The organism is Methylobacterium sp. FW306-05-D, from assembly GCF_058782155.1.
The window spans coordinates 76,565-89,096 of the sequence record NZ_JBYSXL010000004.1 but is presented as its reverse complement, the minus strand read 5'-3'; the positions used below and the strand labels follow the sequence as shown (position 1 = coordinate 89,096).

The following is a 12,532-nucleotide window of genomic DNA, read 5'->3' as shown; positions in this document are numbered from 1 at the left end:
AGCCCGTCGGCGAGGGATCGCAATCGCCAATGCAAATTGGTTTCGCGCCGTGGCGTGCAAAGCCCTTCGGGATGGCGGCCCAAAAGCCGAGCTGCGAGCGGCCAACGCACGAATGGCGGCGCGGATCGTAATCAAACACGCAAGGCGTGACGCGCTGGTCAGCCGCGTTACGACCGCTGCCTTAGTTGGAAGCTCCACAGCTTCCGCCAGGTAGGGCCAGCAGTATCAAGCCGGACGCAGCCGCTACGACAGCCGCAGTACCGGCTTAATAGTGGAAAACGCCGCGATGCTTCCGTCCGGTGTAAATCAGGATTGATCTTTCCGCGGTTTCAGGCCTTAGACAGATATTATATCTGTACAAGGAGAACCAAAGATGGAAGACGCTACGTTTAATGCGCCTACTGATCGCATTGAGTTAACCGCTGACATCGTATCGGCCTACGTCTCGAACAACTCGATCCCGGCAAGCGAACTGGCCAACCTGCTGACCAGCGTGCATGCCGCCTTGAACGGTCTCGCTGCTGGATCAACCGCTTCTGCCAATGATGCCGTCGAAAAGCTGACGTCGGCTCAGATCAAGAAGTCGATCACGCCGGACGCCCTCATCAGCTTCGAGGATGGCAAGCCTTACAAGACGCTGCGCCGACATCTGACGCTTCGCGGCCTCACTCCCGAGGCATATCGGGCAAAGCACGGCCTTTCTGCCGATTATCCAATGACCGCTGCGAGCTACTCAGCTCAGCGTTCTGAACTCGCGCGCGCTTTGGGGCTAGGCAGCGGCCGGAAGGGTCAGACCAAGGCTGCGGCGATGGCCGTCAAGCCGGAGGAGACGGTCTCGGAAGCTGCTGCCGACGCTAAGCCGAAGCGAGCTGGACGTCCCCGCAAGGCTGCCACTGGTAAATAGCGTCGTGAGAGGCGGCGGCTTTGGTGCTGCCGCCTTCCATCCACTCTACGTCGTGCCCACGATCGACGGCCGCGAGTTGTACGCCAGGGCGGGAGCCTACGCCTCTTCGAAGGCTTCCAGGATCGGCGCGCCGCCGAGCCACGCCGCGGTCGCCTCCAGCGTCGGAAATCGATGCTCGACGCAATCGAAGGGTCGGGGGCGGGTCGCCGCCGGCAGATCCTCCAGCAGCTCAGCGCACCACCCAGTCGGAGCGCCGCCGGCCGTGGTCTCGCAGACCACGCCGCCTACGATGACCCCATCCAGTGCCAAGTCGTAGCTGCCGGGCGCCAAGTGGTGCAGCGTGTATGTCATCGGTCGGTCAGAGCTCCGGCGGCCTGGACGAGGGCGCGCAGCATCGCGTCGGTGATCGGCGTACAGTCGTGCATGTTTAAGCAGGGTATCCGCGAACCGCTGCCGGGGATACAAACATTATCGGATCGATTTAAGACTTCTAGCAGGCAGGGAATGAGCTCGCGATGGATAGAGCAAAGTGGCGTTGGGCACTCTTCGGTGCTGCAATTGGCTTCCTGGTCTCTTTGGCTGACCTAATTACCGAATGGAGAGGGAAACTTTTCTATCCGTGGACCAGCAACGAGTACGTTGCGCACAATCTGAGCATGTTCGTCGGGAGCGTGCTTGGCGCCGTGCTTATCGGTTTCGTTCTGGGGAGCGTCTGGGACCTTCGCGCCAGGAGGGCATAATCGAACGCCCCCACTGTCGGCCCCGCCTCTTAGGATAGCGACGGCCTATCGCGCTTCGCGGCGCACGGCCGCCACTTCCGGCCGCTCCTGTTCGTCGTGGGCCTCGTCGAACAGCCGGATGGCCGTGGTGGCGCGCGCCCCGAAGGCCGTCTGCAGCTCCCGGCGCTTGGCCGAGTAGGTCGCCGGGTTGTAGTCCTCCAGGAGGCGGGCCGCGAGGTCCGGGTTCTGCACGACCTCGTCGCGCAGCCGCGAAATCGAGCCGGCCTGGATCTGTGCCGACTTCCTGCGCAGGTATGTCGCCAGGAGATCGATGCCCGCGATGGTCGGCGAAAGCTGGCCGCGGTGGACGCTACGGAGCCGGCTGGAGATCGAAGCGGCCGACAGGGCGGCATCGTAGCCAGCCCGCATGCCCTGCGCCGTCCCCGAGGAGCCGGGCCGCCGGGCACGCGTGGCGCTGTTCGAACCGGCCAGCGCGTCGAACACGTCCGTGATGTCCCGCAGCTGTTCCGGTTTGTCGCGATACAGCACCTCAGCCACAGCTTTGGTCTGCGGATCGTTCAGGAAGTCGTTGCCTCGCCGGCCGCTGATCTGCTTCGGCTGGTTGACCCCGCCGTCGACCGTGGCGCGGTCCTTCAGCGCTTCCCAGAACGCCGCTCGGGCGTGCTCCGGGTTCGTGCCGGCCGTCGCCAGGAGCCGCTCGGCCGCTTCCGCCGGCTTAGCCGCGCCGAGCACCGTCTGCATCGCGCGGACCGTCCCCGCCTCGTCGTACCGGAGATAGGCCGCCTCGGGCGAACGACCCGGGGTCGTGAGATCGCGACGGGTCGCATCGGCTGCGCCGCGGGCCTCCGCTGCCGTACGGCTGGCCTGGCCGCCGGCCGTGATCTCGTCGCGCAAGCCGGGCAGCTGGTCGAGCAAGGTGGCATGCCGGTCGAGGTAGGCGCTGAGCTGGTCCGGCCGGTCGAGCAAGCCGCGGTCCCGGATGTTCGCCAGGAACTGGTCGCGCAGCGCGGGGCGCACGCGCGCATCGCCGCCGGCCTCACTCATGAGCTGGCGCAGGTCGGACAGGCGGCCTTCCTCGGACTGCGCGAACCGGGGCGCGACGCCGCTGTCGGGTACGTCGTAGACGCCCTGGCGCTCGCCGAGCACCTGCGCCACCGCGTTCTGCGGACGCTCGAACCGATCGGCGAAGTCCCGCCGGGCCGCGCGGGCCGCATCATACTGGCTCCGCAGGCCCTCCGGAACGGCCTGGTCGAGGTATTCGTCGAGCGCGGTCACGTGCTGGTCGATGATGCGGGCTTCGGCCGGGCGGTTGGCCGTGCGTGCGGCGCGCGCATCGTCCGTCAGGGCCGAGCGCAGCCCCGTGACCTCGCGGAGCGGCTGTCGGCTGTTGCCCGGCGCCGGCTCGCGCGTGATGGGGCGGCCCGAGGCGTCGAGAATGCCGGTATCGACCGGCCCGGCGGCTTCGGCCGGCCCGATGAGCCGATCCGGGATGCTGGCTTCGGCCGGACGGAAGCGCTGGCGCTCGGCCACGCTCAAGCCCTCGTCGATGCCGCTGAAACGCTCGGCGAGCGGTGCCACGTCCACGTTTGCGGTTGCGCGGTTGATCGGCTCGTACGCCTGGCGCACCCCGGCGCGCGCCTCGTCGGCCGCGCGCGCCAGGGCCGCGCGGATATCGGCGCCGCGGGCCTCACCCGTCATGGTCGAGGCGAGACGCTGCGCGTGCTCGTCGAGGGTCCGCTGCGCGATCTCGGCCTGGCTCTCGACCGCTGCAACCCGCCGGTCGACGCCGCCTTGCAGGTCGGCGCGGAACTGGCCCGACGAACCGGTCGGCGCCAGCTCGGCCATGCGGTCGCCGATGGCTTGCTGGTTCGCAGCGCGCCGGACCGTGTCGAGGCCGGGGTTGGCGGCCGTATGGCCGTAGACGTAGGCCGCCAAGCCGGGATCGCCGGAGCGGTCAGCGATGTCGGAGCGATAGCCCGGGATGGTCGATTCCGCTGCGGACGGCCGCCGGAGCTGGTCGGCCAGCGGCTGCGCGTCGATGGCGCCGCGGTCGATGCCGCCGGCCACCTGCGCCTGCGCATGGCCGGAGTTGGCGATGATCTCGTGGGCAACGGCCTCGCGGGCGACGTCGTCGGCGAAGCGGGTCGAACCGCGCGCGGCCGAAGCGAGGGAGCCGACAGCACCGAGGATCGGCTTGGCGATGGCCAGGGCGCTGACGCCGGCAGCCGAGCCGGCAAGATCCGAGATCGGGTTCACGTCGTCGCCGGTGACGGCGCGGGCGGCTTCGTTGGCGATGCCGGCTCCGGTTCCGGCTGCGCCAGCGCCGAGAGCCTCGCGGGACAGCATGCCGGACGGGTTCGCGGCGGCGGCCTCGACGGGACCATAGGCCAGGGCCGCGAGCGGGTTCTCGCTCGTCGCCAGCGCCCGGGCGCCCTGGACGCCGAGGCGGCTACCGGCAACGAGCGCGCCGGCTGCAGGAACGGCCGAGGCGCCGACTTCCTGGCCGACACGGTTCACGATGCGCTCGGCCGTGCCTTGCGGCTGGTACTCGCGGGCGCCGGCCGCGCGCGGGCCGGCCTGGATGATGTCGGAGGGCAGGAGCGGGTTGTCGCTGATCGGCCCGAAGGACGGCACCACCTCGCGGCCCATGATCTTGTTGACCAGGGCGCCGTTGATGTTGAGGAGCCGCGGCGCCTGGTTCACCGCCTGGACAGGTGCGTCGGCCAGCATGTTCAAGCCGGACACCACGCCCTGCGCTCCGGCCTTCGCCAGGCCGCCAACCGTCGACAGGAAGCCGCCGGCCTCGGCCGGGGCCGCGGAAGTCGTCTGCGGGCTAGCGGGCGTGGGTGTCGAGACGACGCGAAACCCCGACGGTATGCCGTCGGCCGGGGTTGAGACCACACGGAAACCCGCGGGAATGCCATCCGCGGGAGGCGTCGCACGTGGCGGCGGGCCGCCGAACGTGTCGCGCATGGCCTTCGACATGACATCGTCGGACGTGCCCGCTGGAAATTCGACGATGCTGCCGTCGGGCGCGTCGACCTCGATGATTCCGGAGGCCGGCTTAGGGGCCGCGGCAGCCTGCGGGGCGTCCGGGAAGGCGTCGAACGGGTCGGCGGCCTTCGCGGGGGCTGCCGGAGCGTCGGGAAAGGTACCCCACGGATCGGTGGAACGGGCCGGGGCCGGCCGGCCCATGATCTTGTCGACCAGGATCCGGCTCAACGCCGGATCGGAGGCGGGTCGGGCGTTCGGTTCCATCACGCCGCTCCTTCGTTGCCGAATGCTTCATGAATCCCCGCCAGCAAGTCACTTCGGCGAAGGTCGGCGCGTTCCCGGATCTCTCCGACCAGCGTCATGCTGCGCGCATCGTTCCGGAGCAGCGCGGCGTAGGCGAGGAGATCGGGGAGGACATGCGGATGCCGCTGCGCGCGTACCCCGTCCGGATCTGCCCAGTAGATGATCAGACCGCGGGCCGCGTTCATGCCAAGGCGGATCTTGCCCCGGTCGTAGCTCGCCGGCAGATGCTCGATCGCGCCGGCCAACGCGTGCGTCATGACGCTGAGCAACTCGTCCCGGTCTTCGCCCGATGGCCGCAAGCCCTTGCGATCATGCACGTGGGACCGCAGGCATCGGAGGATATGGTCGAGTGCCCACGGCGGGTCATCGCCGTCCGCGATCTGCATCAGGTGCTTGCGGAGATCGAAGATCTTGTAGTCGAGCTCTTCCTCCGCACGGGAGGGCGGCGCCGGCTCGTCGAAGTCCGGATCGTCCGGGCCTTCCTGGAAGAGAGCGTCTGTCGCAGAGTTGGCCATTGGCGATCGGGCTTTCATCCGAAAGTTGATGCCAAACTGTATGGGCGTTACGTGCGCGATAATAGGCGGGATCTATGGGCTGGAATTCGCGCGCATGGCGGCCACTATGACAATAGGCGCGCCTGGAGAGCCGAGTTTTTTAGCGGCGGCATTTTTCGTCGGCCGTCTGACGCGGTTTCCGGAACGTCGTTGTGACTGGTACCCAGGGGTGGGGTCCGGCTAGCCGCCACCGGGTTAGCAAGGCGACGCCGCCCCATTGGCCCAGCGTGTCGGCGGGCGCACAATGGCGGCTCGCCACAGGAGATCGACCCCATGTGCCTTCCGGCCGACATGCGCGCCCTTGTCCTTCGCTCCACCCTCGATACGGTCGCCGCGACGATCGGCCAAGTCGAACTCACGCCCGCGCTGGCCCTGCGCCTCACTGCGATCGTGGAAGACGCTCGGCTAACCGCAATTGAGCTTGAGGAGGCGCTAAGGCCCGTCCCTGCCGCGATCCTACCGCCGGTCCCGCCGAAGCCATCACGGCGCTTCGTGGGTCGCAGCGAACCCGGATCGAACGTCATCGCCCTCCGGGCCGGCTAGGTCCTCTCGCGCTGCCCGGTCGAGGATCCGGGAAACCTGAACGGCGGTCCACGTGCCGCCGCGCGCCGTCTCGATTCGGCGGGCGATCAGGCCCCGCCGGACAGTGCGCGATGCACCGACCCCTTGCCAATCCCGAGCTTCGCCGCGATGGCGGACATGCTCAACCCCTCCGCTGACAGCGCCTTGATCTGGTCCGCCTTGGCCCGTGCGGTGGGCTTCCGGCCCTTGTAGGCGCCCTCCCCCTTGGCCTTGGCGATGCCCTCCCGCTGACGCTCCAGCATCATCTCCCGTTCGAACTGGGCCACACCCCCAAGCACGTTGAGCATCAGCTTGCCGGTAGGCGTTGAAGTGTCCACGCCCAGGTTCTCAATGCGCAGGGCCACGCCCTTGGCCTCCAGGCCGGCGATGATGTTGCCCAGGTGGGTCACCGAACGGGCCAGCCGGTCCAGCTTTGTGACCACGATGGTGTCCCCTTCACGGGCGAACTCTAGGGCCGCTTCCAGGGCCTTGCGGGGGCCCACGGAGGACGCTTGCTCCTGATACAGCTTGGTACAGCCGAGGGCCGTCAGGTCGCGAATTTGGGCCTCCAGGCCGGCTTCCTGTTCGAGGGTGGAGGTGCGGGCGTAGCCGATGAGCATGAGGGGCGTTCCGGTCCGGTTCGTTCCAATAGGTTCTGGGACGTTGAACCACATGTCGTTCCGAAACACAATATAACTCAATTGGAACGGTTACGGTAGGGGGCTGGAACGTTCCACACGGGCAAGCCCTATTGGAACGCTCACCCCACAGGAGCGATGCAGAACGAAATCCTATGACGTACGGCCGATAGCACGGACCGTAGGCGCCAAGCCTCGATCCAGCCGAGCACAGCGCCCGGCTCCGCAGCCTTCGCGCCATTGCCCGCATGCCGGGGGATCTCCTGGCCAAGGCCTAGCAGCAGCGCCACGCGCTGGAGCCGTTCGCCGCCGTGCCCGACCATCTGGAACCGGCTCGACTGGCGACGCATCCTGAGGAGCTATGTCGGCCTCAGAACTGGCCTCTAGGCTCGTCCCTTCCTTCGTGTCACGCCGCACTCGGAGGCCGCCCATGTCCCGCTTCGCATTCTGCCTCGCTTGCTGCCTACTAACCTCATGGTCGCCTGAGGTGCGGGCGCAGGCTCAATCTGGTCCCACTACTGCCGCGCCCCAGATCAGCACCCATGATCCGCGCCCGCATCCTCGCCGGTCCCGTCCTAGCCCTCGCCGTGCAAACTGACGCGCGGCCGGCCTGAAACGCGAAAGGGGCGCCGGTCAGGGCGCCCCTCGGGTCTACGGTCCAGAGCGACCGCGTCTACGCCCAAGGGCGGCGTTCGAACCCCATCCCCTGCGCCAGAAGCATCAGCTCGCCGAGCAGGGCACGCGGCCCCTCGGCCACGATTTGATACCAGGGCCCGCCATCGTGGTCGGGATAGACGGTGCACACGGGCCGGGTGAGGGCGAAGCGCACGCCGCGGCGCTCGGCCTCTTCCATGAAGGGCGCGCCGTGCTCCAGATCGGCCAGCAACTCGATCTCGCCCACGGGGCGCGGCAGAGCCCCTTCCGCGGTCGGGTGCCCGACGAGGCAATAGCGGAGGTGGAAGCCCTCCTCCGCTAAGTGATGATGGTGAAGGTCGACCGTTTCCGGCTGCGGTGCGCTCGACAGCGCCTTTCTCGACTTGCTCATGGTCAGATGTGTCCCATCAAAGCCGTTTTCACGCGGCTGCTGCAGATCCGGAGCTTGAAAAACCGGACACGTCGGCCCTCGCACGCCTTTAGGCTTTCGCCTTGGACATTCGCGTGGAGACCCCGGACCCGCGGGACCGCTTATGTGTTCCAAGTGTTTTCAAGCACCTTAAGGTCGTATATCGGAGATTATATCAAAATGAAACCTGCTTAGACTGTCTGCAGTGTCGATAGACAGACTATACAACTTTGGACAAGGGTCATGCTCAAATTTAAACCCGTAAAACCTCTATGCGAAGTTGATTGGGATTGGCCGTCAGATTTCGTCCCTTTGAAACCGACATTCTTTCCGCTTGGGCGGGGTAGTAAGATAGGGCGGATAAAAGTAAGTCAGCCGGCTTCTTACAAGCAGATAATACAAATACTATTGATATTACTCGAAGAAAACGTTGACCAAAATGGTCCTGACAAGCGAAAAGCCGAGCGTGGCATCCATCTCTTAACGCAAGAGGAAGCGGCGGATCACTTGCGGTGCTCCGCACGTAACGTCAAACGCCTTAGACTTGCCGGCAAGCTGAAATACATACCGGGCAGGCCAGTCCTCATCCATGTCGACGATTTAAACGAATTCATGCGGAGAGCCGCAAAATTTAAACTGCAGGATGAAGAACCGACCGCGAGACCTAGCCCCTCACCCGAGGAGCAGGCCAGCATAGACGCGGCGGCTCGTGCTCGGCGGGCTTTGCTCCTGAGAAAGATCGCCGGCCCCATCAAGCGCACGCCGCTGACAGATGAGGAAAAGGCTCGCCGGGAAACCTTTCGCCAGGACCAAAGGAAGAAAAGGCAGCGGGCCGTGCTTCGCCGCGCAGCGAAGGCTCAAAAGAAGCCCGAAACGTCCTGAAGGCAGGTGCTGAGCACCTACCCGAAAACGTCCTCCGATAAGGTAGGCACCTCCTCGCCCCTCAGCCGGGCGATCAACGCTTCCGTCTCCTGCAGCGTCATCTCGGAAATTTCCTTGTCGCGATCGGGCGCGGGCTTGCCGTCGTAGCCCCCGACGTACAGCAGCGCCTTGAGCGCAGAAGCCTTCGCAGTCGCCGGTGCTCGCGTGTCGCGGCAGATCGCTACGGCGGTTTCGTAGGCCAGAAGCGCCCCTTCGGTTTCCATCCGCTCTCGGAGGTGCCGGCGCACTTGTGCCGGCGTCATCTCATGCGTGTGCTGGCTCATCCGAATATCCCTTCGCTGTATGTCACTGCGATCTGAATCGCCGCCGCGGGTTGCTCTCGCTTCAGCCGCGCGACCAACCCTTCCACCTCGGCGATCTTTGCGGCGTTGGCGCCCGGCGCCTCCGGCCGCGCCAATATCTCGGCGATGGCGTTGTCCTGCGCCGCCCGGTATCGCGCCGCAGACCGCGCGCCAGCCGATCCCGGCTTATGGGTGCGCTGCCACCGGTCGTAGCGCTCCCGTTGCTCGGGGGTCATGGCGGCGAGACGCTTCGCCAGCGCGCGGGCGCGCTTCTGAACGGCGGTCAGCTTGCGATCGAACTTTGGCGTGTCGACCGGCGGGAGCTGGACGACGTGCCAGGCCCTGCCCGAGGGCACACGCCCGCCGTGCAGCCTGCACCGTCCGTTGGCCATGGCCGGATTCTGACACGGCTCCCCGTCAGACTTCTTTCTGGCCCCGCATTTCGGTGCAGCTTGGCGCGCCCGGTTGAACTGGATGCAGGCGGCCCGGCCCATCGCCTTGAAGCGGGCCGAGCGGCGCCACGCAATCTGCCGCGCGGATGCCGGCTCGTTTGTCCCAAAGCCGCGCTTCACGTTGCGGCCCCTTCAGTTAAGCCCCGAAGCGGCTGGATCGTCGGCCTTCCAGCATCGAGGCTAGCGGCAGAGTTGCGGATACTGCGGCTTGTGTGCGTGTGAGATACTTTAGAACTGACTCGGATAGCCGGGGGGACAAGAAGATAATAAAGAGAGAGAGGAAAACCATATATAAGTTCGCGCACACGCAAGCCGCAATTTCCGCAATCGCCCCCCGTGGCAAACGTCTCACCAGACCTTTTGTATGTCACGCAGGCCATTATGCCTCCCCGTCCGACAGCGTGTCGGTGTTCATCCTCTTCCGCGCCTTGGCCGCCTCGATGATCTTCTCCCGAGCACTGTTGCGGTCCTGGACCTCACGCGCTGCACGATCCTCGAACCGGATTCGGACCTTTGGGTTGATAAGCCAGGCTACCGGACCGTCCGGCCCCCGCTCCGCCACAGCGCACCAGCCGGCGCGTTCCAACTCGCCCATGATCTCGACGCGGAGCCGGATCTTGGCTCTATCGGCGCCGCGCAGCTCCTTCCGAGCCTCGTAGAGATCGCGATGGCTCAGCCGGGATTTGTCCGGCTTGGTCAGGATGTAGCCCGCGATCTTCCGCGCTTCGCTGGTCTCGGCACGGGTTTCGAAATAGTCCTCGTAGAAGCGCAGGCTGTGTCGGAGGACAAAACGTCCTAGCAGCACCGCCTGCTCAGCCGTCTCCTTGTCGACCTTCACCCCGGGCAGCAATCCGTCGAAGTCGTCTACGTGCCGGAGCGCGTGACAGATCAGCGTCAGGCGGAACAGGAGCTTGCCCCATTTGGCAATATGCCCTTGCCACGCCTTCGAGACCCCCGGCAGATCGGACATCGCTCGAAAGTCAGCCTCCGCGCGGGTCAACACGGCATAAGCGTCTGGCGAGAGTTCTACGACACCGAACCCCGCCTCTGACGCTCCCAGCACGCGCACGGCTCGCGCATATGCCCCGGCTGCAGTGTGATCCGGCGGCACATCTAGCTCCGGCCGGCGGCAGCCATCGTACAGGATGAAGATGGCGCGCTGCAGAAGCCCGTCCGTCCCGAGATCTCGGGTCAGCTCGCGCAGGACATCGGGTTGCGTCCCCGCCAGGACACCCATCAGGCCGGAGGCTGCATACCTGTTCCCGCCGCCAACCCGATCCACCATGATCGCTTCGCCGTCGAACATGCGGAGCATCATGCTTCGGTCGACCTGGGCGCCTTTTTTGTAGGCCCCGAGCGAGCCGAGCAGCCCCACGAGCTCGTCAGGCGCGCGCATGATGCCTCGCGGGTTGTCCGCGTGTATGCGGATTTGCTGTTCTATGGTGGCATCGTCGACCAGGCAGCGCCGGATCCTCGGTTCCGGCTCGGTGGGCGGCGATCCCTTGGGACGCTTCTTCGCGAGCCAGGCATCGTGAAGCGGCTTGCCGAGGCGGTAGCTTTCGCGATCCATCTGCTTAAGTGGACCTAGGGCGGCCGAGATGACGGGGGATTTTACTCTTCCCGGGTCAGCCACGATGGTCACCCACAAGGTCGCGGGTTCCTCTCGGTCATCGTGCAAACGCGGCCTGATCTTCAGCGAACACCCGATCGCCGCGCCGACGACGCTTAGCGCCGCCATCACGGGCAGGGACAGCGGAACGCCCTTCCGTCGAGCTTCATCGCGTGCCCATGGGCCGATGATGGGAGGGATTGCCCCGTCCGGCGGGGTGTCGAGCTCGGAGGGGTCCGCATCGCCGAAGATGTCGACAGGGTCGATGTCGTTGAAGGACGCGTGCTGCGCTCCTTCCACGGCGGCACTAGCCGGCGCCTCCTTCGCCGCCGCGGCTGCAGCAACCCCGTCAAACCACGGCAGAGCACACGCGTCCGCTTTCTTGAACTTGCCCGTCGGATCGGCCGCTTCCGCCAGCTCAAACAGCCAAGAGGCGCCGACGGCGAACGGGGCTTTCACGCTCCTGTATGTCTGTTCCGGGTCGTCCTGTGGATCGGGGACGTTGGCTTTCTCGGCCCACTCCACGAAGAGCTCTAAGCCGCGCTCGTAGTCGTTCTGACAGGCGCCCCGCACCGCCGCGGCCATCTTGACGAAGTTCGCACGGCCGGGCGGCGCGTACACGTTGGGGATCAAGCGTAAGGCGGTTTCGACAGCGTCCGGGTCGCCGATGAGCGCGCCTTGTGGCGTATCGCGCCGGGCTCCCCCCTCCCGATAAATGGCGCCGGCATTGGGCAGCATGCTTCGAAGGGTATCGAGGAGCCCGGCTATTTCCTCTGGGTCGCAAATCGGCAGGTCAGCGAGCGGGCGCATGGCGCGCGGCCAGCGGTAGGGTTTCAGCGTCCCAGGGTGAATTGCGTCGGCGACGAACTGCTTCCCCGTCCCCAGAATCTCGACCACTCCGCCGTCGAAGCCAATCGACGTGTAGGGAAGCTCACCGCTGCATCGCACGACATACAGGGCCTTCGGCGCTTCACCGATGCGGGTCGGCGCGTCCTTGAACAGGCCCTCGACCTGCGCACGTATGATGTCGGCACAAGCTTGAACTTTGGTGTCGGCATCGATCGCGTAAAGGTATGTGCCGTCATGCTGCAGCCCGGTCCGAATACCGATGCCGGCAGCCATGGCTTGCCATTCCCGAAGATCGTTTTCCGTTGGTTCGAATGTCGGCCAGCCGGGAAGCGAGAACCAAAGGCCATCGCGGCGAACACCAGGGATCTTCCCGATCTTCTTTCCTGTCTTCGCCAAGGACGACTTAGGCGATATGATCGAACCGGGCGGTATGATCGGGAGAGTGAACAGATACCCGACATCTCGAAGTTTAAGGAATAGGCTGCGCGGGGGCTGGGCGTTCATCGGCCGCCCCCGTCAGGAGGAGAAGCCGTATTGTCGGGCGGCACGAGGGCCGCTATATTGGTGCTGCCGAGCATCTCAAATCCTTGAACGCTTAAGTGAAACGGCCAGACGCCCTGCCACGGGGGTCCTGGCCGTTTT

At 65.8% G+C, this 12,532-nt stretch carries 10 protein-coding genes; 2 read left to right on the top strand and 8 right to left on the bottom strand.

Going from position 1 to position 12,532, the window contains the following annotated elements; all coding sequences use genetic code 11:
- Positions 1-373: 373 nt before the first annotated feature.
- The gene (locus AC3WLN_RS03155) at positions 374-904 is read left to right on the top strand and encodes a Ros/MucR family transcriptional regulator (RefSeq protein WP_492479475.1); all 531 of its coding nucleotides are present in this window, start codon (positions 374-376) and stop codon (positions 902-904) included.
- 96 nt (positions 905-1,000) lie between these two features.
- On the opposite strand, the gene AC3WLN_RS03150 is transcribed toward AC3WLN_RS03155, so the two are convergent.
- The 5 genes from AC3WLN_RS03150 to AC3WLN_RS03130 form a co-directional block, all read right to left on the bottom strand.
- Positions 1,001-1,255, bottom strand: coding sequence for a hypothetical protein (locus tag AC3WLN_RS03150; protein ID WP_492479473.1), 255 nt, complete (start codon positions 1,253-1,255; stop codon positions 1,001-1,003).
- Between the two features lie 434 nt (positions 1,256-1,689).
- Entirely contained in the window at positions 1,690-4,902 is a 3,213-nt protein-coding gene (locus AC3WLN_RS03145; protein WP_492479471.1) for a hypothetical protein, read from the bottom strand.
- Positions 4,902-5,456 (bottom strand): hypothetical protein, encoded by a 555-nt coding sequence (locus AC3WLN_RS03140; protein WP_492479470.1) that lies wholly within the window; start codon positions 5,454-5,456, stop codon positions 4,902-4,904. Before AC3WLN_RS03140 ends, AC3WLN_RS03145 begins: the two co-directional genes overlap by 1 nt.
- A 668-nt stretch (positions 5,457-6,124) precedes the next feature.
- A complete protein-coding gene (locus tag AC3WLN_RS03135; protein WP_492479468.1) occupies positions 6,125-6,676 on the bottom strand; it encodes a recombinase family protein in 552 nt (183 codons plus the stop codon).
- A gap of 691 nt (positions 6,677-7,367) precedes the next feature.
- Positions 7,368-7,739: a hypothetical protein gene (locus AC3WLN_RS03130; protein ID WP_492479467.1), complete on the bottom strand. Its 372-nt coding sequence runs from the start codon at positions 7,737-7,739 to the stop codon at positions 7,368-7,370.
- Between the two features lie 261 nt (positions 7,740-8,000).
- Here AC3WLN_RS03130 and AC3WLN_RS03125 point away from each other — a divergent pair, with 261 nt between their 5' ends.
- The gene (locus tag AC3WLN_RS03125; RefSeq protein ID WP_492479466.1) at positions 8,001-8,639 is read left to right on the top strand and encodes a helix-turn-helix domain-containing protein; all 639 of its coding nucleotides are present in this window, start codon (positions 8,001-8,003) and stop codon (positions 8,637-8,639) included.
- Positions 8,640-8,656: 17 nt separating this feature from the next.
- Here the strand turns inward: AC3WLN_RS03125 and AC3WLN_RS03120 are convergent, their stop codons facing one another.
- The 3 genes from AC3WLN_RS03120 to AC3WLN_RS03110 all read right to left on the bottom strand — a co-directional run bounded on the left by AC3WLN_RS03120 (position 8,657) and on the right by AC3WLN_RS03110 (position 12,394).
- The gene (locus AC3WLN_RS03120) at positions 8,657-8,962 is read right to left on the bottom strand and encodes a hypothetical protein (protein WP_492479465.1); all 306 of its coding nucleotides are present in this window, start codon (positions 8,960-8,962) and stop codon (positions 8,657-8,659) included.
- Complete coding sequence (locus AC3WLN_RS03115) at positions 8,959-9,552, bottom strand: HGGxSTG domain-containing protein (protein ID WP_492479464.1); 594 nt, start codon at positions 9,550-9,552, stop codon at positions 8,959-8,961. The genes AC3WLN_RS03120 and AC3WLN_RS03115 overlap by 4 nt, the downstream gene beginning before the upstream one ends.
- A 259-nt stretch (positions 9,553-9,811) precedes the next feature.
- Positions 9,812-12,394 carry a DUF3987 domain-containing protein gene (locus tag AC3WLN_RS03110; RefSeq protein ID WP_492479462.1) on the bottom strand — a complete coding sequence of 861 codons (2,583 nt, stop codon included), beginning with the start codon at positions 12,392-12,394 and terminating at the stop codon, positions 9,812-9,814.
- Positions 12,395-12,532: the final 138 nt, after the last annotated feature.

Excerpts from the sequence above, each read along its gene's own strand:
- AC3WLN_RS03125 (WP_492479466.1), top strand. The coding sequence starts at position 8,001 with ATGCTCAAATTTAAACCCGTAAAACCTCTATGCGAAGTTGATTGGGAT.
- AC3WLN_RS03130 (WP_492479467.1), bottom strand. The coding sequence starts at position 7,739 with ATGAGCAAGTCGAGAAAGGCGCTGTCGAGCGCACCGCAGCCGGAAACG.
- AC3WLN_RS03120 (WP_492479465.1), bottom strand. The coding sequence starts at position 8,962 with ATGAGCCAGCACACGCATGAGATGACGCCGGCACAAGTGCGCCGGCAC.
- AC3WLN_RS03140 (WP_492479470.1), bottom strand. The coding sequence starts at position 5,456 with ATGGCCAACTCTGCGACAGACGCTCTCTTCCAGGAAGGCCCGGACGAT.
- AC3WLN_RS03110 (WP_492479462.1), bottom strand. The coding sequence starts at position 12,394 with ATGAACGCCCAGCCCCCGCGCAGCCTATTCCTTAAACTTCGAGATGTC.
- AC3WLN_RS03155 (WP_492479475.1), top strand. The coding sequence starts at position 374 with ATGGAAGACGCTACGTTTAATGCGCCTACTGATCGCATTGAGTTAACC.
- AC3WLN_RS03150 (WP_492479473.1), bottom strand. The coding sequence starts at position 1,255 with ATGACATACACGCTGCACCACTTGGCGCCCGGCAGCTACGACTTGGCA.
- AC3WLN_RS03135 (WP_492479468.1), bottom strand. The coding sequence starts at position 6,676 with ATGCTCATCGGCTACGCCCGCACCTCCACCCTCGAACAGGAAGCCGGC.
- AC3WLN_RS03145 (WP_492479471.1), bottom strand. The coding sequence starts at position 4,902 with ATGGAACCGAACGCCCGACCCGCCTCCGATCCGGCGTTGAGCCGGATC.